26 protein-coding genes are annotated in these 25,643 nt (G+C 60.3%); 8 read left to right on the top strand and 18 right to left on the bottom strand.

Translation table 11 applies throughout. From position 1 onward, the window contains the following. Positions 1–20: 20 nt before the first annotated feature. The 3 genes from WHJ28_RS15220 to WHJ28_RS15230 all read left to right on the top strand — a co-directional run bounded on the left by WHJ28_RS15220 (position 21) and on the right by WHJ28_RS15230 (position 2,931). Positions 21–1,379: an alpha-amylase family glycosyl hydrolase gene (locus WHJ28_RS15220; protein WP_340042916.1), complete on the top strand. Its 1,359-nt coding sequence runs from the start codon at positions 21–23 to the stop codon at positions 1,377–1,379. Between the two features lie 125 nt (positions 1,380–1,504). Then, positions 1,505–2,341 carry a DegV family protein gene (locus WHJ28_RS15225; RefSeq protein WP_340042917.1) on the top strand — a complete coding sequence of 279 codons (837 nt, stop codon included), beginning with the start codon at positions 1,505–1,507 and terminating at the stop codon, positions 2,339–2,341. Between the two features lie 95 nt (positions 2,342–2,436). Further along, positions 2,437–2,931, top strand: a complete 495-nt coding sequence (locus WHJ28_RS15230; RefSeq protein ID WP_340042918.1) for a GNAT family N-acetyltransferase — start codon at positions 2,437–2,439, stop codon at positions 2,929–2,931. A gap of 444 nt (positions 2,932–3,375) precedes the next feature. Here the strand turns inward: WHJ28_RS15230 and rbr are convergent, their stop codons facing one another. From rbr to WHJ28_RS15285, 11 genes are all read right to left on the bottom strand, one after another. Then, positions 3,376–3,909: a rubrerythrin gene (gene rbr / locus WHJ28_RS15235; protein WP_087187094.1), complete on the bottom strand. Its 534-nt coding sequence runs from the start codon at positions 3,907–3,909 to the stop codon at positions 3,376–3,378. Positions 3,910–3,959: 50 nt separating this feature from the next. Beyond that, positions 3,960–4,346 (bottom strand): desulfoferrodoxin family protein, encoded by a 387-nt coding sequence (locus WHJ28_RS15240; RefSeq protein WP_340042919.1) that lies wholly within the window; start codon positions 4,344–4,346, stop codon positions 3,960–3,962. A 73-nt stretch (positions 4,347–4,419) separates the two neighbouring features. Next, a complete protein-coding gene (locus WHJ28_RS15245) occupies positions 4,420–4,803 on the bottom strand; it encodes a Fur family transcriptional regulator (protein WP_340042920.1) in 384 nt (127 codons plus the stop codon). 174 nt (positions 4,804–4,977) lie between these two features. Next, entirely contained in the window at positions 4,978–6,525 is a 1,548-nt protein-coding gene (locus WHJ28_RS15250; RefSeq protein WP_340042921.1) for a stalk domain-containing protein, read from the bottom strand. Between the two features lie 138 nt (positions 6,526–6,663). Further along, positions 6,664–8,628 (bottom strand): YgiQ family radical SAM protein, encoded by a 1,965-nt coding sequence (locus WHJ28_RS15255; protein ID WP_340042922.1) that lies wholly within the window; start codon positions 8,626–8,628, stop codon positions 6,664–6,666. Positions 8,629–8,640: 12 nt separating this feature from the next. After that, a complete protein-coding gene (locus WHJ28_RS15260; protein WP_340042923.1) occupies positions 8,641–9,801 on the bottom strand; it encodes a GNAT family N-acetyltransferase in 1,161 nt (386 codons plus the stop codon). 31 nt (positions 9,802–9,832) lie between these two features. Next, complete coding sequence (locus WHJ28_RS15265) at positions 9,833–10,750, bottom strand: dihydroorotate dehydrogenase (RefSeq protein WP_340042924.1); 918 nt, start codon at positions 10,748–10,750, stop codon at positions 9,833–9,835. After that, positions 10,743–11,522 (bottom strand): dihydroorotate dehydrogenase electron transfer subunit, encoded by a 780-nt coding sequence (locus WHJ28_RS15270; protein ID WP_340042925.1) that lies wholly within the window; start codon positions 11,520–11,522, stop codon positions 10,743–10,745. Before WHJ28_RS15270 ends, WHJ28_RS15265 begins: the two co-directional genes overlap by 8 nt. An 18-nt stretch (positions 11,523–11,540) precedes the next feature. Beyond that, positions 11,541–11,795, bottom strand: a complete 255-nt coding sequence (locus WHJ28_RS15275) for a hypothetical protein (RefSeq protein ID WP_340042926.1) — start codon at positions 11,793–11,795, stop codon at positions 11,541–11,543. A gap of 12 nt (positions 11,796–11,807) precedes the next feature. Beyond that, entirely contained in the window at positions 11,808–12,734 is a 927-nt protein-coding gene (gene pyrF, locus WHJ28_RS15280; RefSeq protein ID WP_340042927.1) for an orotidine-5'-phosphate decarboxylase, read from the bottom strand. A 30-nt stretch (positions 12,735–12,764) separates the two neighbouring features. Beyond that, a complete protein-coding gene (locus tag WHJ28_RS15285) occupies positions 12,765–14,048 on the bottom strand; it encodes a dihydroorotase (protein ID WP_340042928.1) in 1,284 nt (427 codons plus the stop codon). A gap of 211 nt (positions 14,049–14,259) precedes the next feature. On the opposite strand from WHJ28_RS15285, the gene WHJ28_RS15290 reads away from it, so the two are divergent. Then, positions 14,260–14,436 carry a hypothetical protein gene (locus tag WHJ28_RS15290; protein WP_164475006.1) on the top strand — a complete coding sequence of 59 codons (177 nt, stop codon included), beginning with the start codon at positions 14,260–14,262 and terminating at the stop codon, positions 14,434–14,436. Between the two features lie 52 nt (positions 14,437–14,488). On the opposite strand, the gene WHJ28_RS15295 is transcribed toward WHJ28_RS15290, so the two are convergent. The 7 genes from WHJ28_RS15295 to WHJ28_RS15325 form a co-directional block, all read right to left on the bottom strand. After that, positions 14,489–15,067, bottom strand: coding sequence for a cytidylate kinase-like family protein (locus WHJ28_RS15295; RefSeq protein WP_340042929.1), 579 nt, complete (start codon positions 15,065–15,067; stop codon positions 14,489–14,491). Positions 15,068–15,084: 17 nt separating this feature from the next. After that, complete coding sequence (locus WHJ28_RS15300; RefSeq protein WP_340042930.1) at positions 15,085–16,488, bottom strand: MATE family efflux transporter; 1,404 nt, start codon at positions 16,486–16,488, stop codon at positions 15,085–15,087. Between the two features lie 118 nt (positions 16,489–16,606). After that, complete coding sequence (locus tag WHJ28_RS15305; RefSeq protein WP_340042931.1) at positions 16,607–17,047, bottom strand: MarR family winged helix-turn-helix transcriptional regulator; 441 nt, start codon at positions 17,045–17,047, stop codon at positions 16,607–16,609. Positions 17,048–17,118: 71 nt separating this feature from the next. Continuing rightward, on the bottom strand, positions 17,119–17,841 hold the full coding sequence (sigE, locus tag WHJ28_RS15310; RefSeq protein ID WP_087187107.1) for an RNA polymerase sporulation sigma factor SigE: 723 nt from the start codon (positions 17,839–17,841) through the stop codon (positions 17,119–17,121). A gap of 12 nt (positions 17,842–17,853) precedes the next feature. Next, positions 17,854–18,702: a sigma-E processing peptidase SpoIIGA gene (locus WHJ28_RS15315; protein ID WP_340042932.1), complete on the bottom strand. Its 849-nt coding sequence runs from the start codon at positions 18,700–18,702 to the stop codon at positions 17,854–17,856. Between the two features lie 398 nt (positions 18,703–19,100). Beyond that, positions 19,101–20,159 (bottom strand): histidinol-phosphate transaminase, encoded by a 1,059-nt coding sequence (gene hisC, locus WHJ28_RS15320; RefSeq protein WP_340042933.1) that lies wholly within the window; start codon positions 20,157–20,159, stop codon positions 19,101–19,103. Beyond that, on the bottom strand, positions 20,156–20,350 hold the full coding sequence (locus WHJ28_RS15325; RefSeq protein WP_087266101.1) for a DUF951 domain-containing protein: 195 nt from the start codon (positions 20,348–20,350) through the stop codon (positions 20,156–20,158). The genes hisC and WHJ28_RS15325 overlap by 4 nt, the downstream gene beginning before the upstream one ends. Positions 20,351–20,485: 135 nt before the next feature. Between WHJ28_RS15325 and WHJ28_RS15330 the strand changes: the two genes are divergently transcribed. The 4 genes from WHJ28_RS15330 (at position 20,486) to WHJ28_RS15345 (ending at position 25,453) form a co-directional block, all read left to right on the top strand. After that, a complete protein-coding gene (locus WHJ28_RS15330; RefSeq protein WP_340042934.1) occupies positions 20,486–21,430 on the top strand; it encodes a S1 RNA-binding domain-containing protein in 945 nt (314 codons plus the stop codon). A 147-nt stretch (positions 21,431–21,577) separates the two neighbouring features. Further along, positions 21,578–22,276, top strand: a complete 699-nt coding sequence (locus tag WHJ28_RS15335) for a response regulator transcription factor (protein ID WP_087187113.1) — start codon at positions 21,578–21,580, stop codon at positions 22,274–22,276. Further along, a complete protein-coding gene (locus WHJ28_RS15340; RefSeq protein ID WP_340042935.1) occupies positions 22,251–24,296 on the top strand; it encodes a sensor histidine kinase in 2,046 nt (681 codons plus the stop codon). The genes WHJ28_RS15335 and WHJ28_RS15340 overlap by 26 nt, the downstream gene beginning before the upstream one ends. After that, positions 24,293–25,453, top strand: a complete 1,161-nt coding sequence (locus tag WHJ28_RS15345) for a transglutaminase domain-containing protein (RefSeq protein WP_340042936.1) — start codon at positions 24,293–24,295, stop codon at positions 25,451–25,453. The genes WHJ28_RS15340 and WHJ28_RS15345 overlap by 4 nt, the downstream gene beginning before the upstream one ends. Positions 25,454–25,643 lie beyond the last annotated feature (190 nt).

The raw sequence follows: 25,643 nt of genomic DNA on the forward strand, positions 1-25,643 counted from the left end.
TAAGACTGGAGGAGTCAACCATGAGTCATTGGGTCAATCAGTCCGTGTTCTACCACATCTACCCCCTCGGCTTCTGCGGTGCGCCGGAGTATAACCCCGGCGGCGCCCCGGTGCCCCGGCTGGACAAGCTGAAAGACTGGATTCCCCACCTGAAGGAACTGGGCGTCAACGCCCTCTACCTGGGTCCGGTGTTCCAGTCGGTGAAACACGGCTACGACACCACCGACTACTTCCAGATCGACTGCCGCCTGGGAGATAACGACTCCTTTGCCGCCCTGTGCGATCAGCTTCATGAAAACGGCATCCGTGTGGTGCTGGACGGGGTGTTCAACCATGTGGGCCGTGGCTTCTGGGCCTTCCGGGACGTGCAGGAGCACGGCCAGGGCTCTCCCTACTGCGGCTGGTTCCACGACCTGAACTTCGGCGGCCCCTCCCCTATGGGCGACCCCTTCTGGTATACCGCCTGGCAGGGCCACTATGAACTGGTAAAGCTTAACCTCCGCAACCCTGACGTGGTGCGCCACCTGCTGGACGCGGTGGGGATGTGGATGGACAAATTCCACATCGACGGGCTGCGTCTGGACGCCGCCGACTGCGTGGACTTTGACTTCTTCCGTACCCTCAAAGGCTTTGTTAAGGGCAAGGACCCGGATTTCTGGCTCATGGGTGAGATCATCCACGGGGACTACGCCCGCTGGGCCAACCCGGAGATGCTGGACAGCGTCACCAACTACGAGTGCTGGAAGGGACTGTGGTCCTCTCACAACGACAAGAACTACTTTGAGATCGCCCACTCCCTCCATCGCCAGTGCGGCCCCGGCGGCATCTACCGCAACATCACCCTCTATAACTTCGCCGATAACCACGACGTGGACCGGCTGGCCTCCAAGCTGAGAGACACCGCCCACATCAACAACCTGTATACCCTGCTGTACACCATGCCCGGCGTCCCCTCCCTCTACTACGGCAGCGAATGGGCGATCCAGGGCCAGCGAACCGAAGATTCTGACACTCCCTTGCGCCCCTGCCTGGACCTGAAGGAGATGATGGCCCAGGATCAAAGTCTGTGCGGCCACCTGGCCAAACTGGCCGCCATCCGCTCCGCCTTCCCTGCTCTCCAGGAGGGGCAATATGAGAACGTGGTCATCAAGAACCAGCAGCTGGTGTTCCGCCGCTTCACCGACAGCCAGCGGGTCTATGTGGTCCTCAACCTGGAACCCCAGGAGGTCCACGTGGAGTTCCCCCATCAGGAGCCTGTACTCCAGGATGTGCTCAATGACAACGCCATCTTCAACAACGACGGCGGCCGCACCTGGCTGCCGGTATCTCCCTGCGGAGCCCGTATCCTGGTGGGCGCCCCCGACCGTTTTCCCTGGTAATCCAATCCGGTTTTCTGCTCGTTTCAGAATATTTGCACTTTCTCCCTTTACTTTTCCCGCCAATGATGATACAATAGCGGCGACGGCTAATATCATCTCCATAATTATATTTGAGGGTTTTTGTTATGAGTTTTAAGATCATTGTTGACAGCTGCTGCGACCTTACCCCTGCCCAGCTGCGGGAGGACTGTTTTATCAAGGTCCCCCTTACCATTCGGGTGGGGGATGAGACCATCGTGGATGACGAATCCTTCGATCAAAAAGCCCTTCTGCAAAAGATGCGGGACTGTCCCACTGCTCCCCAGTCCGCCTGTCCCTCCCCCATTCAGTATATGGATGCCTTTGACTGCGGCGCTGACGACATCTATGTGGTCACCTTGTCCGCCCTGCTGTCCGGCTCCCACAACGCCGCGGCTCAGGCCCGCAATCTGTGGCTGGAGGATCACCCCGGGGCCAATATTCATATCTTCAACTCCTGCTCCGCTTCCGCCGGCGAGGTGCTGGTGGCTTTGAAGCTTCAGGAGCTGGCCCAGGCCGGGCTGGACTTTACCACCGTGGTGAGCAAGACCTCCCAGTATATTGAGGAAATGAACACCCTCTTCGTACTGGAGACCCTGGATAATCTGCGGAAGAACGGGCGGCTCACCCGCACCCAGGCTCTGGTGACCAGCACCCTGCACATCAAGCTGCTGATGGGGGCCACCCCCCAGGGCGAGATCTGTAAGAAGGGCCAGGCCCTGTCCATCAAGCAGGCCCTGAGCAAAATGGCTGCCATGATGGCGACCGACCCCAATCACGCCGGCCGACGGCTGTGCATTGTCCACTGCAACTGCCTGGACCGGGCCTTCCACCTGAAGGAGCTGGTACAGAAGCAGTGCAAATTCTCTGAAGTTCTCATCGGAGACACCGGCGGCATCTCCACAGTGTACGCCAACGACGGCGGTGTCATTGCCGCCTACTGAACCAGGCTTCCAACTGCCCGGGCCATGCGTCTGGGCGGTTGCTTTTTTCTCTCAAATGTGCTAACATAGTCCAAATTCTTTTGGGAGGTGTTATTATGAACTACACCATTCGTCCCACGGAACCCCGGGACGCCGCTGGCACCGCGGCCCTGCGCCGGATGCCCGGGGTCTTTGAGACTACCCTGGGACTTCCCTCCTGCCGCACCACGGACAGCGATACCTTTGTAGCCCATCTGGGTCCCAACGACCACCACTTTGTGGCAGTGCTGGAGGACGGTACCGTGATCGGTGCGGCAGGCCTCCATTTGGAGAGCAATCCCCGGATGCGCCACGTAGGCAGTGTGGGACTGATGGTCCATGCCGACTACCAGAACATGGGGGTGGGTTCCGCCCTTTTAAAGACGCTGCTGGATCTGGCGGATAACTGGCTCATGCTGGTGCGGGTGGAGCTCACTGTCTTTGCCGATAATGAACGGGCCATCCACCTGTATGAGAAGCTGGGCTTTGAAAAGGAAGGGCTCAAGCGCATGACCACCGTGCGGGACGGCAAGTATGCCGACGAATACATGATGGCCCGGCTGCGTCCCTGACACAGCCTGCGGGTTTACGCATATTTCTCTCCGTAGGGGCGCCCTTTATGGTCGCCCGCCTCAGGATTTCTATTCCTGTCGTAGAGGCCGACACCCCAGGGTGGCTTCTCTTGCCCCATTGGGGCAATTCACCTTCTGCCCTCATCGGCCCGCACATCCGCGCAAAAACGCACCCCGGAAGGAATCTTCCGGGGTGCGTTTTTGCGTATAAATCAATAGTTGACGGCGCGGATCTCGAAGTAGGCCTGGGGATGAGCGCACACGGGGCACACCTGGCGGGCCGCCCCACCCGGCCCAGGCCGGGCGGGGACCCCGTTCATTGCAAAAGCCCGGGTGGAATGAATCCACCCGGGCGCAAGGTTTTTACGCGGTAAAAACGCTTGTACGGCGCAAGCGCCGCCCCATCTTCGATGGGACCCCAAAGAGGCCCCCCACGAAGTCAAGTCAATAGTTGACGGCGCGGATCTCGAAGTAGGCCTGAGGATGGGCGCACACGGGGCACACCTGGGGAGCCTCTTTGCCGAAGTGGATGTGGCCGCAGTTACGGCACTTCCACATATACTCATCGCCCCGCTTGAACACGACGCCCTCTTCCAGGTTCTTCAGGAGGGTCAGGTAGCGCTCCTCGTGCTCCTTCTCAATCTTCAGGACGCCCTCAAACAGGAAGGCCAGCTTCTCAAAGCCCTCCTCACGAGCGGTCTCGGCCATTTCCTTATACATCTCAGTCCACTCTTCATGCTCACCAGCGGCGGCGGACTTCAGGTTGGCCATGGTGTCTCCGATGCCGCCCAGTTCCTTGAACCACAGCTTGGCGTGCTCCTTCTCGTTGCCGGCGGTCTCCTCAAAGATGGCCGCGATCTGCTCGTAACCCTCTTTCTTGGCCTTACTGGCAAAGTAGGTATACTTATTGCGGGCCATGCTCTCTCCCGCAAATGCCTTCCACAGATTGGCTTCGGTCTTGCTGCCCTTCAGTTCCATCGTGTCATACCATCCTTTCTAAAATCTAATTACTTTATACGAGCTGTTGATTAGCCTTCGCCCTTCCAGAAGCCGTGGAGATTGCAGATCTCATAGGCCTCCACCTTATCGCTCCGGCAGAAGGTCTTCAGCTCAGGCGCGTCGCCGGGCTTGGGGAACTTCATGGTCACGGTGTCACCGTCCACCACAGCGATCAGAGAGATATAGTGTTCCGGCAACATGGGATGCTCCACACTACCCACCTTGACGGTCACGGAGTTCCCGCTGCCATGAGCAGTCTTCTCCACCACAGGGACGTGCTTCTCCTGAGCCGCGTCGGTGGTATTGGGCACGATCTCTTCCATTTTCTGCCCGCAGCACATGACGGGCACGCCCTTGTCCACAACTTTGAAAATCACATTGCCGCAGTGCGCGCAGCGATACAGCTTGAACTCCATGTTGTTACATCCTTTCTAATCACAGTATTGGCACTTCCGTGCAAAATAAACTTACCACATTACCAGAAAAAACTCAATGTTTTGGTTTGCAATTTACACAAACCCCATGAAAAACCAACTCATGGGACCGAATATCATGGCCGCTGGCCAGCAGCGCCTTCTCGTCCAGCCCCTTGTCGTAGGGCAGATCCAGGTCAAAGACTCCGCCGCAGACCTCACACCGAAAATGTGAATGAGGCTCCACATTGGCGTCGTACCGCTCTACCGGAAAAGCCATCCGCACAGCAGCACCTTCGTCCACCAGCAAATTCAGGTTGCGGTATACCGTGCCCAAACTCAAATTGGGATTGGTTGGTTTGAGCCATTGATACACCATTTCAGCGGTGGGATGCTGGTCTGTGTGCATCAGAGCTTCATAGATCAGCTCTCGCTGACGTGAGTATCGCTTTCCGTTCATATGTCACCACTCTTTCTGTTGTAAACAGTAACTATTACTGTTATTGATATAATAGCAGACTCACCCAGTTCTTGCAAGTCCTTTTTTTCATTTTCTCAAATTTTTTTCATCTCCTCTTCCCCGCAAACAAAACGAGCCTGCCGCGCAGGCGGCAGACTCGTTCTTTCCCGCGATTTATTCGGACACAAAGACCTGAAGCGTAGACGTCAGATTACGTCCGGGGGTAGCCAGGGTCTGTCCCTTGTAGTACATAGCAGCGGAACCGCCGCCGTCCAGGTTAATGGCATCCACACAGCCCAGGGAAAGCATCAGATCCCGCATCTGCTCGATGCTGGCAGCCTTCACGTTGACCAGCAGCAGCTTACCATCCTTGGTGGTACCCACAGCGGTACGGGGCGTAACAGCGGTGGTGAAGCGTGCTTCCTTAAAGCCGTTGTCCAGACCGGTGAACTTCGCGCCGTCCTTCACCAGCCGGGGGGAACCGGACACCATCGTCTGCACACCGGTCAGGTCGAAGCCCTCCTCATCATCCCGCTGGAGGTAGGGCCGCAGAGCTACGGTGCGGCCCGCCTCAAACTGATTGAAGAAGTCGTAGTTGGTGACGGTGTCGCTGGAGTAGAGCACATAGCCGTTGGCGGGGATGGCTACCGTCTGACCGGCGGACACCATCTGGAAGCTGGTGGTCACATTGTTGACCACGGTCAAAGCGGAACCGGGATAGGTGACCTGGAAAGAGGTCCCCCGGGCAGGGGTATAGAGTACCGCCTGGCCGCTGAACTGCTTCAGCATATTGACCTCGTAGGCGTCCCACCAGCGGTAGGCGCCGCCGTCTACCGTCTCAACGCGGACAAAGACGGGGGGCCGGCCGTAGCGCATCTCGTTGGTATCGGTGATGCCCAGAGAGGACAGACCGGAGCTGGCATACATAAACTGGCCGTTCACCATCAGGTGGCCGATGGAGTCCTTGATAGCCTTTTCACTCTCAAAGAAGTTGGCATTGATCACCGCTGCCGCCCCGGAATTGGCAGCAATGGACTGGAAGCTGTTGGTGGTGTTAAGCTTGCCCCCCACCAGCGCCGACTTGACGCTCACCCGGGGGTCCTTCATATTGACGGTGATCACGTTGGCATTGACGGTGCCGGAGGCCAGCGTGTAACTCTTGGAGGTGAGGGTCACCGGGTCCTCTTTGGGGGTGGTCTTTTTCACCAGCTTCTGGACCTGGGGCAGGCTGGTGAGATCGTTCTTGTCCACCTCGCCGTTGGCGACCACCACGATCTGATTCTTGCCCTCCCATTCCACAGTCAGGCCCAGATTTTCGCTGACGAAGCGCACCGGCACGAAGGTGCGGTTGTTCTTGGCACGCATGGGCACATCCATGGTCACCTCTTTCCCGTTGACCAGGGCGGTGGTGGAGTCCAGCTCCAACTCCACCGAGGTGCCGTTCAGGGAGCAGCGCACACCATTGGTCTCCTGCACCCACTCCACGGTGCCGCCGAAGGCCTCGATCATCCGGCGGATGGGCAGCATGGTGCGGCCATTCTCCGCCATCAGCACCACGGCGCTGCTGGTCTCGTCGATCTGAGTCACAGTTTCGCCGATCACGCACCAGGGGCTATTGTACCGCATGGTGATGACCAGATCGGGCTGTGCAGCGGAGGCGGCGGGGATCAGGCCCAGCATCAGCACCAGCGCGGCCAGCAGAGACAATACGCGTCTTTTCACAGGCATACATCCTCTCTTTTCTCCCCAGCGGGAGTATTTAAGCTCAGTATACCAATTCTGAAAGGAAGCTTCAATGCTCTTGCCGCATAGTATTTCAGGCAAAAAGAAACCGGCAGAGCGCGCTCTGCCGGCTGTTTGTTATCCCTTTCCCTTGCGGGGACGGGCATTCTTTTTGGGTTTGGCCACCGCCCAGCCCGCTTTACGGGTTGGTTTAGCCTGGGGCTTGGCGCCTTTCTGGGCCGCCGGTTTGCTCCCCTTGCCGGCTCTGCCTCGGTTAGATGTCTGTTTGCTCTCCTGAGGCTTGCCGTATTTCTCCGGCCGCAGCAGACAGTCTTTTCCGAAACCGATCAGGTCCTCCCGGTGGGCCCGATGGAGGGCCTCCCGTACCAGGATCCGTTTCTCAGGTCGCTTCCACTGCATCAGGGCCCGCTGCATAGCCTTCTCATGGGGATCCTTGGGCACATACACCGGCTTCATGGTCCGGGGATCAATGCCGGTATAGTACATACAGGTGGACAGGGTGCCCGGGGTGGGATAGAAGTCCTGGACCTGTTCGGGCTGACGGCCGGTGCGGTTGAGCCATTGGGCCAGCTCCACCGCATCATTCAGCGTACAGCCGGGGTGGGAGGACATGAGGTAGGGCACCAGGTACTGCTCCTTGCCGTACTTCTGGTTCAGGGACTCGTACTTCCGCTTGAATCTCTCGTATACCTCGATATGGGGCTTGCCCATGTAGTCCAGTACCGAATTGACGCAGTGCTCCGGGGCCACCTTCAGCTGGCCCGACACATGGTACTTCACCAGTTCGGCGAAGAACTCCCCGCTCTTATCCTTCTGCATAAAGTCGAAGCGGATGCCCGAGCGGATGAACACCTTTTTCACCCCCGGCACCGCCCGGATCTTCCGCAGCAGCATCAGGTAGTCGGTGTGGTCGGCGTCCAGGTTGGGACAGGCCTCTGGGGCCAGACAGGCCTTACCCCGGCACAGTCCGGCCTTCATCTGCTTCTTGCAGGCGGGACGCCGGAAGTTGGCGGTGGGCCCGCCCACGTCGTGGATGTAGCCCTTGAAGCCGGGGTGATGAGTCAGCCCTTCCACCTCTCTCAGCACACTCTCGTGGCTGCGGGAGGTGATGATCCGCCCCTGATGGAAGGCCAAAGAGCAGAAATTACAGGCGCCGAAGCATCCCCGGTTGTGAGCCACCGAGAAGCGCACCTCCTCAATGGCCGGCACGCCTCCCATATCATCGTACATGGGGTGGGGCTCCCGGACATAGGGCAGCTCGGCCACAAAGTCCAGCTCCGCCGTAGTAAGCGGCATGGCGGGGGGATTGACGATGAGCAACCGGTCCCCATGGCGCTGGAGGATGGCCTTCCCCCGCACCGGATCGTGCTCCTCATACTGGATCATATTGGCCACGGCATACTGCCGCTTATCGGTAGAAACCTGCTCATAGGAGGGGCACTCCACCTTGGGATAGGCGCAGGCGGAGGGATCTTTTGCAATAAAGGCAGTTCCCTTTACATCAGTGATCTCCCCCACCGGGGTACCGGAGGCCAAACGGGAGGCGATCTCCCGGGTGGCGGTCTCACCCATGCCGTACACCAGCAGATCAGCCTGGCTGTCAAAGAGCACCGAGCGGCGCACCTTGTCCTCCCAGTAGTCGTAATGGGCAAAGCGGCGGAGGGATGCTTCCAGCCCGCCGATGATCAGCGGGATGTCTCCAAAGGCCTCACGCACCTTATTGGCATACACGATGGAGGCCCGGTCGGGACGCAGTCCCGCCTGATTGCCCGGGGAATAGGCGTCGTCATGCCGGCGCTTCCGGGCGGCGGTATAGTGGGCCACCATGGAGTCCAGATTGCCGGCAGACAGCATCACCCCCAGCCTGGGCCGCCCCAGCACTGTAAAGGCCTCCGCCTTGCGCCAGTCCGGCTGGGCCAGGATGGCCACACGGTAGCCCTCGGCCTCCAGCACCCGGGAGATGATGGCGCAGCCAAAGGTGGGATGGTCCACATAGGCGTCGCCGGTGATAATGAGAAAGTCGTACCCGTCCCATCCACGCTCTTTCATATCCGCCATCGAGACGGGTAAAAATCCATTCATATCGTTCCTCAGTTAGTCCTTGGTCTCATAACCAATGTATTTTTCCAGCAGATCCAGCTTCACACTGCCCTGCTCCTCCCCCGCCTTTTTAAAGCCGTACTTCTTGTAAAAGCGCTGAGCCACGGCGTTCTCCGGAGCACAGCGCAGCCGCAGTCGGGTGCGGCCCAGGGGGCGGAATACCGACACCGCCTGGCCGATGAGCTGGACCCCCAGGCCCCGCTTCCGGTGCTGGGGATTCATGTACACAAAGGGGATGTAGCCGATGCCATCGTCGGCAAAGCGCTCCAGATCCAGCTGGAGCACGCCGGCCACCTCATCCCGCTGCATGGCAACTGTCAAGGCTTTTTCCTTGTCTTGTTCCCAACAGCGGCGGGCGTCCTTGCAGAAGCCGGCGCCGTCAAATGAGACCTCGCTGCCGTGGATATCAATCCAGGCGTCGTGTCTGGCCGCCAGATAGAGTTTCTCTTCCCGTTCCAGGTCCAGCGAACGGAACCACATATTGGCGTCGGCAATGCTGCCCTCCCGGGACTTCCACCACTTCTGGCTGGCCAGGGTAGAGATCTCCTCCGGCAGGTGGGAGTTGTCGTTCTCATAGACAATGGAGATCTGGTCACCCTCTACCTCCAGGCAGGTGACGCCGGTATTATCGCTGTGACCCAGGCCATCCATCTCGCCGGGACCCAGGCCCCGGATGGCGCCCTGGAGACAGCGAATGGCAGAGCCATGGGAGAACAGAGCCACCGTCTGGCCGGGATGCCTGGCGGCGATATCCAGCACCGCGCCCTTCATCCGGGCCTGGACCTGGGCGAAGGTCTCGCCCCCCTCCACCTGGAACTCGGGGGAGGCATGGTTGAAGCGAATCAGCCGCATGGCATCGTGCCGCTCCAGCGCTCCCCAGGGCTTGTCCTCCCACTCCCCTACGCCGATCTCCCGCAGGGCGGGGGTGGTGTGGAGTTCCAGTCCATGGCTGGGGTAGATGGCCTTGGCGGTAGTCATGGTACGAAACAAATCGCTGGAATACACCGCGTCGATATGCACGTTGGCGAACCGGCCCCGCAGGGCGGCAATCTGCCGGTAGCCGTTGTCGGTGATGAGGCTGTTGTACCAGCCGTGGACCCGGCGATACAGGTTGCCCTCCGCCTCCGCGTGGCGGATGATGTATATCTTGGTCATAAAACGAAACCTCTTTGGCTCAGGATAACACTTACCAGGGGCGCACGCCGCCCGTCAGGTCGGAAACCTTGTCAAGGCCCTGGGCAGAAGCGATTGCCGCCAGGCCATCCCGCACCTTGATGGGGGCGTAGGGATCGGCGAAGCAGGCGGTGCCCACCGCCACGGCAGAGGCGCCCGCCAGCATCAGCTGGGCCGCATCCTCTCCCTTGGCCACGCCGCCCATGCCCAGGATGGGCAGATCCACGGCGCAGGCCACCTCCCACACCATCCGCACCGCCACGGGCAGCACGGCGGGGCCGGACAGGCCGCCGGTGTTCATCTTCAGAATGGGACGGCGGGTGTTCAGATCGATGCGCATACCCCGCAGGGTGTTGATGAGGGACAGGGCGTCGGCGCCGGCGTCAGCCACCGCACGGGCAATCTCGGTGATGTCGGTGACGTTGGGAGACAGCTTCACCATCACGGGGACGGTGGAATGGCTCTTGGCCATTTTGGTGACTTCGGCGGCCAGCTCGGGCTTGGTGCCGTAGGCCAGACCGCCCGCCTTTACGTTGGGGCAGGAGATGTTGACCTCGATCATGTCCACCCCCGCCGCCGACAGCTTCTCACACATGATGCCGTACTCCTCGGGGGTATTGCCCGAGATGTTGGCGATGATGGCCAGATCATGCTTCTTCAGCTCGGGCAGCTCGTGCTCGATAAAGGCGTCCACGCCGGGGTTCTGCAGGCCCACGGAGTTGAGGATACCCATGGGGGTCTCGGCGATCCGGGGGGGCGGATTGCCCTCTCTTCTGTGAAGGGTAAGGCCCTTACAGCAAATACCGCCCAGCTCATTCAGGTTATAGAACTGGCCGTACTCCCTTCCAAAGCCGAAGGTACCGGAGGCCACCACCACCGGATTTTTCATCTTGACGCCCGCCAGATCGACGGACAGATCCACGTTAGACATTCCAGTCCACCTCCTTGGCGTCGAATACCGGACCATCCTTGCAGACGTGCTTCATGGTGCCGTCGGCCATCTGGACGGCGCAGCCCAGGCAGGCGCCCACGCCGCAGGCCATCCGCTCCTCCAGGGAGACCTGGCAGGGCACACCGTACTCGGCCGCTACCTTGGCCACGTTCTTCAGCATGGGCTTGGGGCCGCAGGCCAGAACAGCTGTAAAGTTTTTATCCTTTTCAAGGATATCCTTCAGCTGGGCGTCCACAAAGCCGTGGCGGCCCAGGGAACCGTCGTCACTGCAGAGGTAAACCGCCTCGCAGTAGTCCCGGTAATCCTCCACCAGCATGGCCCGGTCGGCAGACCGGAAGCCCAGCACGGCGGTGGAGTTCCTGGCGGTAAAGGCGGCCTGACCCAGCAGCGGGGGCACGCCGATGCCGCCGCCCACCAGCAGCAGCCGGTCATTGGGGGTAACGGTGAAGCCGTTGCCCAAGGGGCCAAGCACATTCACCTTGTCCCCCACCTGGCGCTGAGCCAGCCACTTGGTACCCTCACCCCGCACCTCAAAGACCACGCGGGCAGTATCGTGGGGCTCGTCCTCCTGGACCATGCAAACCGAGATGGGCCGGCGGAGAAGCAGGCCCTCTCCGCAGGCGATATGGAGGAACTGACCGGCCATCAGGCCCTCCTTTTTCACCATGTCCCCCACTTCCAGGGTAAAGGACCAGGCGAAGTCGTTCAGCTTGGATACATCTACAATGGTACAGATCTGTTCAATGGGCATACTATCCCTCATTTCCACTTATTTGGCAGACTCGTCCCCGCGGACGGTCTCAGTCATGGTCTTCAGATCCATGATGCTGCCGCACACCGGACAGATCCGGTTGCGGCGCATGGTGCCGCAGGTGGGGCAGCGGAAGGGCTCCGCTGCCACCAGTCCCGCCGCGATCTGCTGCTGAAGGATCTCCTGCCAGTTCCATTCCCGGTGCTGGCCGATCTTCCATTTACTGACCTCGTCCTCACGGACACCTTGTTTCTCTTTCTCTTGCTCTGACATAGGCCGCTCCGGTTACGCGATGGTAGTAAAGCGGGCAATGTCGTCCCGCATGGCAATCGCGGCGCTGCGGGCGGCCTCCTGGTAGTCCATGCCGTCCTTTCCGGTCTTCTGCCAGGCGCAGATGATGCCGCGGGAGGAGTTGACGATGGCGCCATGGCCATCCTTCTGGAAGGCATACTGCACATCCTCGGCAGTGCCGCCCTGGGCGCCGTAGCCGGGCACCAGCAGGAAGGTGTGGGGCATCCGGGCGCGCAGCTTCTGCAGCTCTTCCGGATAGGTGGCGCCTGCCACCGCACCGGCCATAGTGTAGCCGTACTTGCCCTCGGTGCCCGCGCCCCACTTCTCAATGAGGTCGGCCATCAGGCCGTACACGGTGTCGCCCTCACCGGCGGACACGTTCTGCAGCTCGCCGGAGCCGGGATTGGAGGTCTTGGCCAGGATGAAGGCGCACTTATCCAGCTCCTTACAGGTCTTGAGGAAGGGGTTGACGCTGTCGGCCCCCATGTAGCCGTTGAGGGTGACGCAGTCGGCGTCGAAGGCGCTGAGGGTCTGCTCCCCTACCTTGGTCTTACCCAGCCAGCCGTCGGAATAGGCCTCGGCGGTGGAGCCGATGTCGCCCCGCTTGATGTCGGCGATAACATACAGCCCCTGCTCCTTGGCGTAGCGGATGGTGCGCTCCAGCACCTCCATGCCCCGCCAGCCCAGGCGCTCATAGTAAGCGGACTGAGGCTTGACGGCGGGCACGATGTCCTTCAGTGCGTCCATCAGGCCGCAGTTGAAGCGGTAAATGGCCTCGGCGGCACCCTCCAGGGTCTCGCCGTACTTGTCATAGCACTCCTTGCGGATGTGGGCGGGCACATACTCCGGCTTGGGGTCCAGACCCGCCACGGTGGGGTTTTTCTTGGCAATGATGGCTTCCTGCAGACGATCGAAGGACATAGTTCATTCTCCTTTATCTCTTAAAATCTCTTATTTCTCATCCTGATAAATGATCTTTCCGCCCACGATGGTGTATTTGATCTTTCCCTTCAGCTCCTTACCGGCGAAGGGGGTGTTGCGGCCCTTGGAGGCAAACTGCTCCGGGTCCACCGTCCACACCTCGTCCGGGTCAAAGATAACCACGTCGGCGTCAGCGCCGATGGCCAGCCGGCCCTTGGTGGGCAGACGGAGGATGCAGGCGGGATTGATGGTCATTTTCCGCAGAATATCGGACAGGGGCAGCTCCCCGGTGTGGTACAGATAGGTCAGGGTGACGCCCAGGGCGGTCTCCAGACCCACCATGCCGCTGGGGGCCTCGGTGAGGGGCCGGGCCTTCTCCTCGGCGGAGTGGGGAGCGTGGTCGGTAGCGATGGCGTCGATGGTGCCGTCCTTCAGGCCCTCGATGATGGCCTCCACATCGGACCAGGTCCGCAGAGGCGGGTTGACACGGGCCATGGTGCCCTGGGCCAAAATCTCATCCTCGGTGAGGGAGAAATACTGGGGGCAGGTCTCACAGGTGATCTGCACGCCCTTGCGCTTATACCGCCGGACGATGGCCACCGATTTTGCGGTGGAGATGTGGCAGATGTGGACCGCCGCGCCGGTCTCTTCGGCCAGCATGGCGTCCCGGGCCACCATCAGCTCCTCGGCGATGGCGGGCCGTCCGTCCAGACGCAGCTGGCGGGATACCCGCCCCTCGTTGACGGCATAGTTCTTCACCATGTCCGCGTCCTCACAGTGTGACAGGATGGTGAGATCCTGCCGGTGGGCCATGATGAGACCGTCCCGCATCAGATTGGCGTTCTGGACGGGCACACCGTCGTCGGACAGGGCCACTGCTCCCGCCCCCTTCAGGGCCTCAAAATCAGTGAGTTCCTGGCCTCTCTGCCCCTTGGATACCGAGCCGATGGGCCAGACATGGACCCCGCAGGCCTCCGCCGCCTTTCTGCGGACAAAGTCCACCTGCTCGGGGCAGTCCACCGTGGGCCTGGTGTTGGGCATACAGGCGATGGAGGTAAAGCCGCCCCGGGCGGCGGCCGCCGCGCCGGTCTCGATGGTCTCCTTGTACTCAAATCCGGGCTCCCGCAGGTGGACGTGCATATCCACCAGTCCGGCGCACACGGTAAGTCCCGCCGCGTCGATGACCTGAGCGCCCGGCTCATTGATGTTGCTGCCGATGACAGTCACCTTTCCGTCTTCCATCAGGATATCCATGACACCGCCGATGCCCCCCACAGGGTCCACCAGGCGTCCCTGACGAATCAACAGTTTCACTGGATCACTCCTTTCCGTTTCGCGGGCCGGCTTTCGAGCCCAAACCCGCATTTGCACAGCAAAAAAGGGTACAGGTCCTTCCCCCGTCCCCTCCTGCAAGCCACTGTGTTCTTCGTCCTTCATTATAACTTGAATCGCATATTTTAGCAATGGATTTTTCAGCATTCCGGGCAATAATAAATGCGGACATCCAAGGAAGGGAGCTGAGCAAATGACCAATCACACCTTTTTAGGCGGCATGGGCCTTGGCATTCTGGCCGGGGCCGCTATGGGCATGGCGGTGGCCGCCAAGGGGATGCAGAATCCCAAAATGCGCCGCATGGCCAAAAAGGCCACCCGGAAGATGGACCAGATGAAGGACGATCTGGCCGATACCATGGGCTTTTAAGCCAGAAGCAGCAAAAAAGACCGCCGTTGGCGGTCTTTTTTGCTGCAATTACTCAGTAGAGCTGCCGGATCAGCTCCGCGCAGCGGTCAATGCCCAGGGTTCCGCTGTTGAGGGTAAGGTCATAGTTCTGGGCGTGGCCCCATTTCATATCGGTATAGAACCGGTGGTAAGCCGCCCGGCGCTTATCCTTCTCCTTCAGCCGTTGCTCCGGGGATGCCTCCCGCTCACCGTATACCTCCACGATCCGTTTGGCCCGGAAGGCCATATCCGCGTGGATAAATACCCGCAGGCAGTCGGCCTTATCCCGAAGGATATAGTCAGCACACCGGCCCACAATGACGCAGGATTCCTTCTCCGCCAGTTCAGTAATGATCCTGCACTGGATCTTCCAGATATAGTCCTCGTTAGTGGGGGCCGCAGTACCGTGGGCAAAAGCGGAGGCCAGTATCCCACCAGGGGCATACTCCCCCGCCTCCTTGATATAGTCTTTGTGAAGCCCGCTCTCCGCCGCAATTTTCTCAATCAACTCGCTGTCATAGCAAGCAATACCCAGAGTTTCCGCCACCTTTTTGCCAATGGTACGGCCACCGCTGCCAAATTCGCGGCTGATGGTGATAATCCTGTTTTTCATACTCCATTCTCTCCTTTTCAAGCGATGTCAGGCGCTTTGGACTGTAACCGATGCTCCCGTTTCAGGTGGTCATGCTCATGGATCAGCAGGCCAAGAGAGAGCAGGAAGGCCAGACCGTCGGCCACGGGGCCAGTCCACAGCACGCCGTCCACCCCCAACGCCAGGGGCAGGAGCAGAGCCGCAGGGATAAAGAAGATGATCTGCCGGGCCAGAGAGAGGATAGCGGACTGCACAGGCTTGCCAACTGCCTGGAGATAGACCGCCGCCACCGTCTGGAAACCAGTGAGGGGACAGAGCATCAGGAAGATGCGGAAGGCCTTCACGGCAAACTCATTGTAAAGTCCTTCCTCCGAGCCGAACAGAATAACCACGCTCATGGGGGCGAACTGGAAGATCAGGAAGGCCACGATAGACACCACCTCAGAGGCAATGAGAGAGATCTCCAGGGCCTTTTTCACCCGCTTGAAGTTCTTGGCTCCGTAGTTGAAGCCGATGATGGGCTGAGTGCCGGTGGCAATGCCCAGCAGGATGGAGATCATGATCTGGTTGACCTTCATCACGATGCCGGTGGCGGTCAGCGGGATCTCAGAGCCATAAATGGAGGCAGCACCGTAAACCGCCAGCAGGTTATTGGTCAGCGCCATAACAATGGTGATGGCAAACTGGGTGATAAAGCTGCTCAGGCCGAAGGTCAGGATATTGCCGCAGGTCCGGCCGTTCAGGCGGAAGGAGGCGGCATCAGGATGGACGGTCTTGAACCGGGGCAGATAGACCGCCGACACCACAAAGGAGGCCACCTGTCCGATCACCGTAGCGATGGCGGCACCCTGTACCCCCATATGAAAAACAAAGATAAAGACCGGGTCCAGAATCACGTTGAGGACCGCACCGATGATCATGGAAAACATGGCATATTGGGGGCTTCCGTCTGCCCGGATCATGGAATTGATGGCGGCGGAGATCATCATGAAGGGCAAACCGATACCGATGATAAAGCCATAATCGATGGCATAATCACGCAGCGCATCCGTTGCGCCGAACAGGGTCAGAATCGGGTTGATAAACACCAGAAAAACCACCGCCAGAACAATACTGACAATAGTCACCAGAGCAACCGCATTGCCCACGCCCTTTTTGGCCACGTCCACCTTGCCCTCGCCCAGTTTCAGGCTCAGAAAGGCCGCGCCGCCGTTGCCGATCATCATCGCCAGGGCCAGGGCCACGATGGTGATGGGAAACACCACATTAGTGGCGCCGTTGCCCAGGTAGCCCACGCCCCAGCCGATAAAGATCTGGTCCACGATGTTGTACAGGGAATTGACCAGCAGGGCAATGACGCTGGGAACGGCAAATTTCAGGATCAACCGGCCAACGGGCTCCGTGGCAAAGGGACTCTCGCGCTCTGGTACTTCTTTTTCCATCTTGATTTACACTCCTTTTAGGTAACTAGTTACTTATTTAGCGATAAAAAAGCAGGCAGCGCGCTTGAGTTATCTCCTCAGCACACTGCCTGGGAATTTACTTTTTTTACAGAAAGGGTCACTCCAAATCGATATTGCTCAAGATCAGATCAATGGCCTCCTCCAGCATTTCCTTTTGCCGGAACGTAAAATCCCGGCATAGCTCCTCCAGTACCTCCCTGTCCTGCTCCAGAATGGTCTCATGGATTCCCGCAGAGCGCTCGGTACAGGTAATTTTCTTATATCGCCGGTCCTTCTCACTGGGCACACACCGGACCAATCCCTTGCTCTCCAGCCGCTGGAGCATCTTGGTCATGGCCGGATGGGTCACGTGCTCAATGTGTTCCAGATCGTTTTGGTGGATCTCCTCTTTCCCGGCCACCTCCAGGCGGCTCACAGATCCCAGCACCCGCAGCTGGGCCCAGGTCAAACCCATATCAGCGGCCTTCTCATCCATCCGCCTGCGAAATTCCCGGCTGATGACTGCGATCTTCAGGCCAAAGGGCATCCTTCCCGTCATACTTCCACCTCATCCAAATAAGTAACTAGTTACATAGTATACTTCTTCCCGCGGTTTGTCAAGGCGGTCGGTCACATCAGTCGTAAAATCTCCCGCTTGAGCCGGGCGATAATCCGCTTTTCCAGCCGGGAGATGTAGGACTGGGAGATGCCCAGGCTGTCGGCCACCTCCTTCTGTGTGCGCTCCGGCTTGCCGTCCAGTCCGAAGCGAAGGGTGATGATATGCCGCTCCCGCTCCTCCAGCCGCTCCAGAGCGTCCGAGAGCAGCTTGCGGTCCACATCCTCCTCGATGGGCTTCATCACCAGATCGCTGTCGGTGCCCAAAATGTCGGAGAGCAGCAGCTCATTGCCGTCCCAGTCGGTATTTAACGGCTCGTCAAAGGACACTTCGCTTTTCAGGTTGGTGGTCTTGCGCAGGTGCATCAAAATCTCATTTTCGATACACCTGGAGGCATAGGTGGCCAGCTTGATATTTTTGGCGGGCTGGTAGGTGTTGATGGCCTTGATGAGCCCGATGGTACCGATGGAGATGAGGTCCTCAATGCCTACCCCGGTATTTTCAAACCGGCGGGCGATATACACCACCAGCCGCAGGTTGCGCTCGATGAGCTGGGATTTTACCCCCTCGTCCCCCTCGTCCAGGCGGCGGATGAGCTCCGCCTCCTCATCCCGGGACAGTGGGGGCGGCAGGGTATCGCTCCCCCCGATGTACATAATTTTGCCCGGCAGCCTCAGCCCCAGCCGCGCCAGCAGCTTTTGTATGCGCCCATACCAGCGCGTCTTCCAGCTCTTCATAGCCATCCTCCTTTATGCTCCGATGAGGGCGCAATAGCCGCCCCCGTCGGTGAGCCCGGTGGGCGACAGCGCTACCAGCAGGGGACCGTAGTCCTCCCCGCCCACCTTTACCTTATCACTGCGCAGGGCCAGCAGCAGCCCGCACTCCACCCCCACGGCCTGATAGGGCAGCAGCCGGCACCGCAGGCCTGCGTTGCTCAGCCGCTCCAGAGCGGCGGAAGGGTCGCGGAGCTCTGCCTGACAGGGGGCGGTCCCCGGTGGAAACAGGGTCTTTACCTTCTCCCCCTCCGCCACCAATACCGGCCTGCCGGTGGCCGGATCGGTGAGGGTGTTGCCCGTATCCACCAATGCGGTGAGCACCGCCCGCCGTCCCCCCAGCTCCACCACCGCCGGGGCCAGCTCCCGCCGGGAGCTGTGGCGGGCGGCACGCTGAAAGAGCAGGGTAATGAGCCCATAGCACCCTGCCGCCGACAGCAGCACCAGCTTCAGGTCAAGAGGAGATGCCAACACCCCATTGGCCATGGTAAGGCTGCGGCTGCCCAGCATCTGAAGGGCAAAGATGCCCCCGCCGAAGGCGGCGGACACCACAAAGAACACCAAGCACACCCGCAGCAGCCGCCGGCTGCCGCCGTAGCCGATCAGTACCGTCAGCACCCCCACCCCCACCTTGCACAGGGGATGGACCAGAAAGCCCAGCCCCGGCAGGAACACCGCCCCGGCGTAAGCCGCCCCCAGGGCGGCCCCCAGGGCCAAATGCCCCCGGCGGAGTATCTCCCCCGACAGCCGTCCGGCGGAGAGCAGCAGCAGATAGTCCACCACAAAATTCAGCAAAAACACCTCGTCCAGATAGACCACTGTCATGCCGCTCCCCCCTTCCGGCGTGCAAACATTATTATAATGCGTACCGAACAAGGCCAAATGCCTTGAAAACACCGACTCTCAAGATCAGTTGGCTTTGTTCAAGTGCAAGGTTTTTGGAGGATCTCGTCCAAAAACCTTGCACCTTCTGTTGGTGTGTTGAGACGCACCAACAGAAATACGCATTGTAACAATGGCTGAATTTCATAGAAACAGCCAATTCGAGCTGTTTTTATGAAATTGCGCGGCTCCCTCCGCGCGAATAAACCGCATCGCGGTTTATTCAGCAGGCATTATTATACCTGCCTGTCTCCATAAAAAAGGTCAGATTCCGGTCAGGGCAAAAAAATGCCCCGGCGCAAACCATCGTTCGCGTCGAGGCGTTTTTACAAAAATGGTTCTTATCCCACCAGCTCCGCCATGGCGGCGCACAGAGCCTGCATCTCCTGGTCAGTTCCTATGGTGATCCGCAGGTAATCCCGAATGCGGGGCTTGTCCCACCAGCGGACCAGGATGCCCTGCTGACGCAGGCCGTCCAGCAGCTCCTTGGCGGGCACATCGGGATGGGAGACAAAGAGGAAATTGGCGGCGGAGTCGGTGACAAGAAAGCCCAGCTTCTTCAGGTGGGCGGCAGTACACTCCCGGGTGTTCTGGATCTTCATGGAGGTGGCCCGCAGATAATCCCGATCCCGCAGGGCTCCCTCGGCTCCCGCCAGGGCCAGACGATCCAGGGTATAGGAGTTAAAGGAATTCTTCACGCAGTTGAGGGCGGCGATCAGCTCCGCGTTGCCCATGGCAAAGCCCACCCGCAGCCCGGCCAGGGAGCGGGATTTAGACATGGTCTGCACCACCACCAGGTTGGGATAGCGGTCAATGAGCTCCACAGCGGAGTGGGCTCCGAAGTCCACATAGGCCTCGTCCACCACCACCACAGCGTCCGGGTTGGCCTCCAGCACCGCCCGGATGCCGCACAGGGACAGCTCCCGTCCGGTGGGGGCGTTGGGATTGGCAATGACTACGCCGCCGTTGGGCTCCAGGAAGGGCTCCAGCGGCAGAGCGAAATGCTCGTCCAGCGGCACTTCCCGGTAGGTCAGGCCGTACAGATCGGCATAGACGGGATAAAAGCTGTATGTAATGTCCGCAAAAAGGATGGGCCGGTCCGGATCAAAGAAGGCCTGGAAGCACATAGCCAGCACTTCGTCGGAGCCGTTGCCCACAAAGACCTGGGAGGGCTTCAGGCCGTAGGTGGCCCCCAGCAGCTCCCGCAGGGTGGTGCAATCCGGGTCGGGATAGAGCCGCAGGGTATCACAGGCCGCTTCCCGGATGGCCGCCAGGGCCATGGGAGAGGGCGGATAGGGGTTCTCATTGGTGTTCAGCTTAATGAATTTCCGGTCCCGGGGCTGCTCCCCCGGCACATAGGGGGTCAGTGCCCTGGCCCGCGCGCTCCAATACTGGTTCATGTCTCGTCCTCCCCCGGCCGAATGATCTTTTTAATGCTTTTTTCCGCTTTGCTCCGGGGGATCATCAGCTCATGGCCGCATCCCGCACACCGCAGACGGAAATCCATCCCTACCCGCAGCACCTGCCACCGTCGGCTGCCGCAGGGATGCTCCTTCTTCAGCTCCAGCACGTCGCCCACATGGATGTCCATGGGTCCTCCCCCTTTTTGCTTCACTTTATCCGTGTAAAGAATATTATAAATTCCCGGTCCCCCTCTGTCAATTCAAGGTTCCCCATTGCATATCATTGTCTGGTAAGAAAAAAATCACCCCAACGCAGAAAGGATTTGGTCAGATTGACGAACCGTTTTCCACCCGAGGGGCGGCTGCTCCACACCCCGGAAAATCAGGCTGCCTGCGTCGACGCCCAAGGGCTCAGGCAGGCCATGGAGTCGGAGGCGGTGCTGGAGGGGACCGCCCTGCTGTGTACGCCGGAGCACGATCTCGTCGTGGCCGTAGGCCCCTATCGGGGGCTCATCCCCCGAACAGAGGCCGCCCTGGGCATTGCCGAGGGGGTCACCCGGGACATTGCCATCCTCTCCAGAGTTGGCAAGCCGGTTTGCTTTACAGTCACTTCCATGGAGGAATCCGACGGGGAGCCCCGCCCCCTGCTCTCCCGGCGGCGGGCCCAGCAGAAGGCACTGTCCTACCTGCTGGAGCACTGGAAGTCCGGTCAGGTCATTTCCGCCCGGGTCACCCATCTGGAACCCTTCGGCGCCTTTGTGGACATAGGCTGCGGGATACCCTCCCTCATCGGGGTGGAAAACATCTCGGTGTCCCGCATCCCCCACCCCGCCGTCCGCTTCCGGGTGGGGCAGGACATTTTGGCGGCGGTGCTGGACCTGGACCCGGCCCTGGGCCGGATCTACCTGACCCACAAGGAGCTGCTGGGTACCTGGGCGGAGAACGCCGCCCCCTTCCAGCCGGGCATGACGGTGCCTGGGGTGGTGCGCGGGGTCAAGGACTATGGCGTGTTCGTGGAGTTGACCCCCAACCTGTCCGGGCTGGCGGAGCAGGACTGCCGCCTCACCGAGGGCGCCCGGGTGTCGGTGTACATCAAGGCCATTCTGCCCGAGCGGATGAAGATCAAGCTGCTGGCCATTGAGCCCCTGCCTCCTTTGGGAGATCTCCAGCCCCTCCACTATTTCATTCGGGAGGGGCGGCTGGACCACTGGAAATATGCGCCCCCCGGCTGTGTGAAGGTGGGTGCGGAGACCATCTTTGCCGACTGAGCAAGCCCCCGGACAGCTTTTGCTGTCCGGGGGTTTCTGTTATTGCCCATCCCTCATTGGGTATGATAAAATCGTAAGAAACACGAAAGGTTTCCTCCCCGACTTTGAAAGAAACCTCTGCTATGCTGTACCCATGGAGGGATCAATATGAATGAAGCCATTCTTGTGGTGGACGACGACGCCGAGATCGTCCGCGCCATCGCGATTTTGCTGGAAAAAGAGGGCTACCGGGTGCTGAAGGCCTATAATGGCCTCCAGGCCCTGGATCTGGCTATGGACCCGTCTCTGCGGCTCATCCTGATGGACGTGATGATGCCCAAGCTGGACGGGTTGTCCGCCGTGCTCAAGATCCGGGAGCAGCGCAACCTGCCCATTCTCATCCTCAGCGCCAAGGGAGAGGACACTGACAAGATCCTGGGCCTGTCCATGGGGGCGGACGATTATATTGCCAAGCCCTTCCACCCCCAAGAGCTGGTGGCCCGGGTACGCAGCCACCTGCGGCGGTACACCCAGCTGGGGGATGTGAACGCTCCCAGCCAGAAGGCGGAGCTGGTCACCGGGCGGCTGTGCTACCTGCCCGACCAAAAGACACTGCTGGCCGACGGCGCGCCGGTGCGGCTCACCGCCACCGAGCTGAAGATCGTGGACCTGCTGATGCGCAACCTGGGCCGGGTGTTCCCCGCCGAAGAGATCTATCGCCGGGTGTGGAATGAGGAGCCCTATTCTGCGGAAAACACAGTGATGGTGCATATCCGCCGCATTCGGGAAAAAATTGAGCTCAATCCCAAAGAGCCGGAGTATTTAAAGGTGGTGTGGGGCATTGGATACAAAATTGAGAAGCATTAAGCCCGCTCTGGCCTTTCTGGCCCTGGTCTGCGGCATCAATCTGCTCATACTGGCTCTTGCCGCCGGCTATTCAGCGGTCCACACTCTGGGCTGGCACGGCATCAGCGACGCTTTCCAGTCCGACTATCAGAATACCGCCGACTTTCGGCGCACCATCTCACAGTGGTTTTACAGCTTTGCCGACCCGTCCTGGCAGGAGCAGTACCAGCTGAGCGACAAAAATCTGCTCTACAAGGTGACCCAGGACGGCAAGACGGTGGCCACCAACGCCGATGACCTCTCCCCCGACGCTTTGCCGGAGGGATACAACTTCCTGCTCCATTTCGACGGGAAGACCGTCACCATTCAGAAGGACGGGCAGACGGTGGATTTATACGGGGACGGCTACTATCGGGGGGAAGATCAGTGGAACCTGCCCGGCTACCGCAATATGCCGGTCCCACAGTCCTACGCCGGACTCACCATCACCATGGCTGCCGCCAAGGAACCGGTGGCCTATATTGCGGACACCGCCGCTTTGACCGGTGATATCATAACCGACAGCGGCCTCTACTCCACCATGGATTATGCTTCCCGCCTGCAGCTGCCCCTGATCCTGTTCGTGGTGGTCCCGCTGGCGGTTGGAACGGTGCTGCTGCTCTGGTCCATTCTGTGGCACAAACACAAGGTACGGGCAGACCAGGCCATCGCATGGTTTACCGGGAAGATCTGGCTGGAGGTCAAGCTGGTGCTGCTCATTCCCTTCTTTCTGATGTGCATCGCCGCCTTTTTCTGCCTGGTGAGCCTGTATGTGACCCGGTACTACAACGTCTTGCTCTATCTGTCGGTGCCGGTGGCCCTGTGGTGGGCCTACCTCTACCTCAACGACCTGCGGTACAACTTCGGCCGCATCAGCGCCAACAGCCTGTGCGCCCTCCTGGCCCGGCTGTACCGGGGCGGAGAGTTGTCCTGGCCCGCCGGGAAGCGGATGATGCGTCGCTCTGCCCTCCAGTTCCTGGCGGCGGTGCCCTTTATCCTGGGCTGCATCGTGGTCTTTTTTCTTCTGTTCGGCCCCACCATGTCCCGCCTGCCTATTTTCTTTCTTCTGATGCTGCTGGCCCTGGCGGGGCTCTTCCTCATTGCCGCCCAGCTGTGGCTCATGAGCCAGAACCGCCGTACTGCCGCCGACGTGGACACCCTGCTCACCCGTATCCAGGCCGCCGGGACTGGTCAGACCACTGCCGCGCCCCTGCCTCAGGACTCTGACCTGCGGGCCGCGGTGGAGGGGCTGGACCAGATGGAGGTACGGTTGAAGGACGCCCTGTCCGAGCAGATGAAGAGCGAAAAGCTAAAGCTGGAGCTCATCACCAATGTGTCCCACGATCTCAAGACCCCCCTCACCTCCATGGTGAGCTACACCGAGCTGCTGCGGCAGGAGGAGGACCTGCCCGACCATGTCCGGGACTATATTCTGGTGCTCTATCAAAAGACTCTGCGGCTCCAGGCCATGGTGCAGGACGTGTTTGACGTAAGCAAGGCGGCCACCGGCAATCTGCCGGTCACCATACGGCCGCTGGACTTCGCCAAGCTGCTCCGCCAGACTCTGGCCGACCTGGACGAGGATATTCAGGCCTCCGGCCTTGTGCTCCGCTCCACCCTGCCCGACGAGCCGGTGTGGATCATGGCTGACGGGGACCGGCTGTACCGGGTATTCCAGAACCTCATCAGCAACGCCCTAAAATATGCGCTGGACGGCTCCCGGGTCTACCTCACCCTCTCCGTGGAGGGAGACAGGGCCGCCGCTGTCATTCAGAACACCTCCCGGGAGGAGCTGCCCTACGGTGTGGACTTCACCGAGCGCTTTGTTCGAGGGGACCAGAGCCGCACCGACGGCGGCAGCGGCCTGGGCCTGTCCATTGCCCGTACCTTTACCGAGGCCTGCGGCGGTTCCTTTGCCATCCGCACTCAGGCCGATCTGTTCACCTCGTCGGTAACCTTCCCCCTGACCCAAACCAGACCCCAACCGGAGGTGGCCCCATGAAACGAGTGACCTTGCTTCTGCTGTCCCTTCTGCTGCTGGCAGGCTGCGCCCCCAAGGAACCCACCACAGACGCCTCCGCCATCGATCTGGGAGGTGTGGTAGCGGAGTCCCAGCCGGAGGAATTCTCCAATGGCCTGACGCCCCTCTCCGGCGAACTGGACCCAGAGGGGCTGGAGGCCTATCTGACGGCGGCCTACGGCCTGGACCGGGAGGACTGGGTGGATGCCGTAGCCGCCTATTCCGAAGGGCTCCAGGCCTATGAACTGGCGGTGATCCAGCTGGCTGACGGCGTGGACGCCGGGGCTGCGCAGGAGCTGCTGCTGGCCTATCTGGAGGGCCGCCAGGCCGACTTTACCGGCTACGCCCCCGACCAGGCCGCCCTGGTGGAGGATGCCCTGCTGCTCCGGCAGGGCCGCTGGCTTCTGCTGGCCATCTGCCCCGATCCCGAGGCCGCCAAGGACGCCTTCCTGAACTGTTTTGACGGCGGGACCGCCCAGACGGTGGCCCGTCCCTATACGGTGGAGCGGGACAGCCGGGGCTATGTGGTCTTTGATCCCCCCAACGAGGAGGAGATGCCCCTCTACGACACCGCACCGGTGGTGGAGGCCTACCGCACCGGGGACACCTCCGCCCTGTCGGAGGAGGACGCCGCCATTCTGGAGGTATGCCGGCAGGTGCTGGAAAAGGAGATCGACAACGATATGTCCCCTGCGGAGCAGGAACTGGCGGTCCACGACTGGATCATTGACCACGCCGCCTATGACGAGACCCATTCCTCCCCCAACCGCAGCCATCCTTATGGCCTGCTGGTGGAGGGGCAGGCCATCTGCATGGGGTACGCCAACACCTTCCAGCTGTTTATGGACCTGCTGGATATCCCCTGCGTCACGGCGATCGGGGCCTCCAGCAACTCCCGGGAGGACCACGCCTGGAACCTGGTACATCTGGATGGGGACTGGTACGCCGTGGACACCACCTGGGACGACCCGCTGGGCGGCTTTGTGGATGTACCCGCCGCCAACGAGTCGGCCCACCATACCTATTTTAATGTGACCAGCGATTTTCTCCGGCAGACCGATCACCAATGGGACTACGACGCCGTCCAGGAGGCGGAGGGCACTGACTGGACCTGGCGGCGCCTCCACCGGAACCGCTGAGCCTACCCGTACATGAACCGAGGGGCTGTTGCAAAAGACTTGCAACAGCCCCTCTTCGGATGTTACCAAGGAATGAACACATCCACCAGCGAAGCTGGTGGTTGTCACTATGCGGGCATAGCCCTTTGTTCCTCGCGGACGCGTGCAACGCGTAATACGATCTGCCAACTGCGTGAGGACTGCTACTTGC

This window comes from Flavonifractor porci (genome assembly GCF_037572415.1).
Classification (GTDB): Bacteria; Bacillota; Clostridia; order Oscillospirales; family Oscillospiraceae; genus Flavonifractor; species Flavonifractor porci.

Excerpts from the sequence above, each read along its gene's own strand:
- WHJ28_RS15220 (WP_340042916.1), top strand. The coding sequence starts at position 21 with ATGAGTCATTGGGTCAATCAGTCCGTGTTCTACCACATCTACCCCCTC.
- WHJ28_RS15225 (WP_340042917.1), top strand. The coding sequence starts at position 1,505 with ATGAGTTTTAAGATCATTGTTGACAGCTGCTGCGACCTTACCCCTGCC.
- WHJ28_RS15230 (WP_340042918.1), top strand. The coding sequence starts at position 2,437 with ATGAACTACACCATTCGTCCCACGGAACCCCGGGACGCCGCTGGCACC.
- rbr (WP_087187094.1), bottom strand. The coding sequence starts at position 3,909 with ATGGAACTGAAGGGCAGCAAGACCGAAGCCAATCTGTGGAAGGCATTT.
- WHJ28_RS15240 (WP_340042919.1), bottom strand. The coding sequence starts at position 4,346 with ATGGAGTTCAAGCTGTATCGCTGCGCGCACTGCGGCAATGTGATTTTC.
- WHJ28_RS15245 (WP_340042920.1), bottom strand. The coding sequence starts at position 4,803 with ATGAACGGAAAGCGATACTCACGTCAGCGAGAGCTGATCTATGAAGCT.
- WHJ28_RS15255 (WP_340042922.1), bottom strand. The coding sequence starts at position 8,628 with ATGAATGGATTTTTACCCGTCTCGATGGCGGATATGAAAGAGCGTGGA.
- WHJ28_RS15260 (WP_340042923.1), bottom strand. The coding sequence starts at position 9,801 with ATGACCAAGATATACATCATCCGCCACGCGGAGGCGGAGGGCAACCTG.
- WHJ28_RS15265 (WP_340042924.1), bottom strand. The coding sequence starts at position 10,750 with ATGTCTAACGTGGATCTGTCCGTCGATCTGGCGGGCGTCAAGATGAAA.
- WHJ28_RS15270 (WP_340042925.1), bottom strand. The coding sequence starts at position 11,522 with ATGCCCATTGAACAGATCTGTACCATTGTAGATGTATCCAAGCTGAAC.
- WHJ28_RS15275 (WP_340042926.1), bottom strand. The coding sequence starts at position 11,795 with ATGTCAGAGCAAGAGAAAGAGAAACAAGGTGTCCGTGAGGACGAGGTC.
- pyrF (WP_340042927.1), bottom strand. The coding sequence starts at position 12,734 with ATGTCCTTCGATCGTCTGCAGGAAGCCATCATTGCCAAGAAAAACCCC.
- WHJ28_RS15290 (WP_164475006.1), top strand. The coding sequence starts at position 14,260 with ATGACCAATCACACCTTTTTAGGCGGCATGGGCCTTGGCATTCTGGCC.
- WHJ28_RS15295 (WP_340042929.1), bottom strand. The coding sequence starts at position 15,067 with ATGAAAAACAGGATTATCACCATCAGCCGCGAATTTGGCAGCGGTGGC.
- WHJ28_RS15300 (WP_340042930.1), bottom strand. The coding sequence starts at position 16,488 with ATGGAAAAAGAAGTACCAGAGCGCGAGAGTCCCTTTGCCACGGAGCCC.
- WHJ28_RS15305 (WP_340042931.1), bottom strand. The coding sequence starts at position 17,047 with ATGACGGGAAGGATGCCCTTTGGCCTGAAGATCGCAGTCATCAGCCGG.
- sigE (WP_087187107.1), bottom strand. The coding sequence starts at position 17,841 with ATGAAGAGCTGGAAGACGCGCTGGTATGGGCGCATACAAAAGCTGCTG.
- WHJ28_RS15315 (WP_340042932.1), bottom strand. The coding sequence starts at position 18,702 with ATGACAGTGGTCTATCTGGACGAGGTGTTTTTGCTGAATTTTGTGGTG.
- hisC (WP_340042933.1), bottom strand. The coding sequence starts at position 20,159 with ATGAACCAGTATTGGAGCGCGCGGGCCAGGGCACTGACCCCCTATGTG.
- WHJ28_RS15325 (WP_087266101.1), bottom strand. The coding sequence starts at position 20,350 with ATGGACATCCATGTGGGCGACGTGCTGGAGCTGAAGAAGGAGCATCCC.
- WHJ28_RS15335 (WP_087187113.1), top strand. The coding sequence starts at position 21,578 with ATGAATGAAGCCATTCTTGTGGTGGACGACGACGCCGAGATCGTCCGC.
- WHJ28_RS15345 (WP_340042936.1), top strand. The coding sequence starts at position 24,293 with ATGAAACGAGTGACCTTGCTTCTGCTGTCCCTTCTGCTGCTGGCAGGC.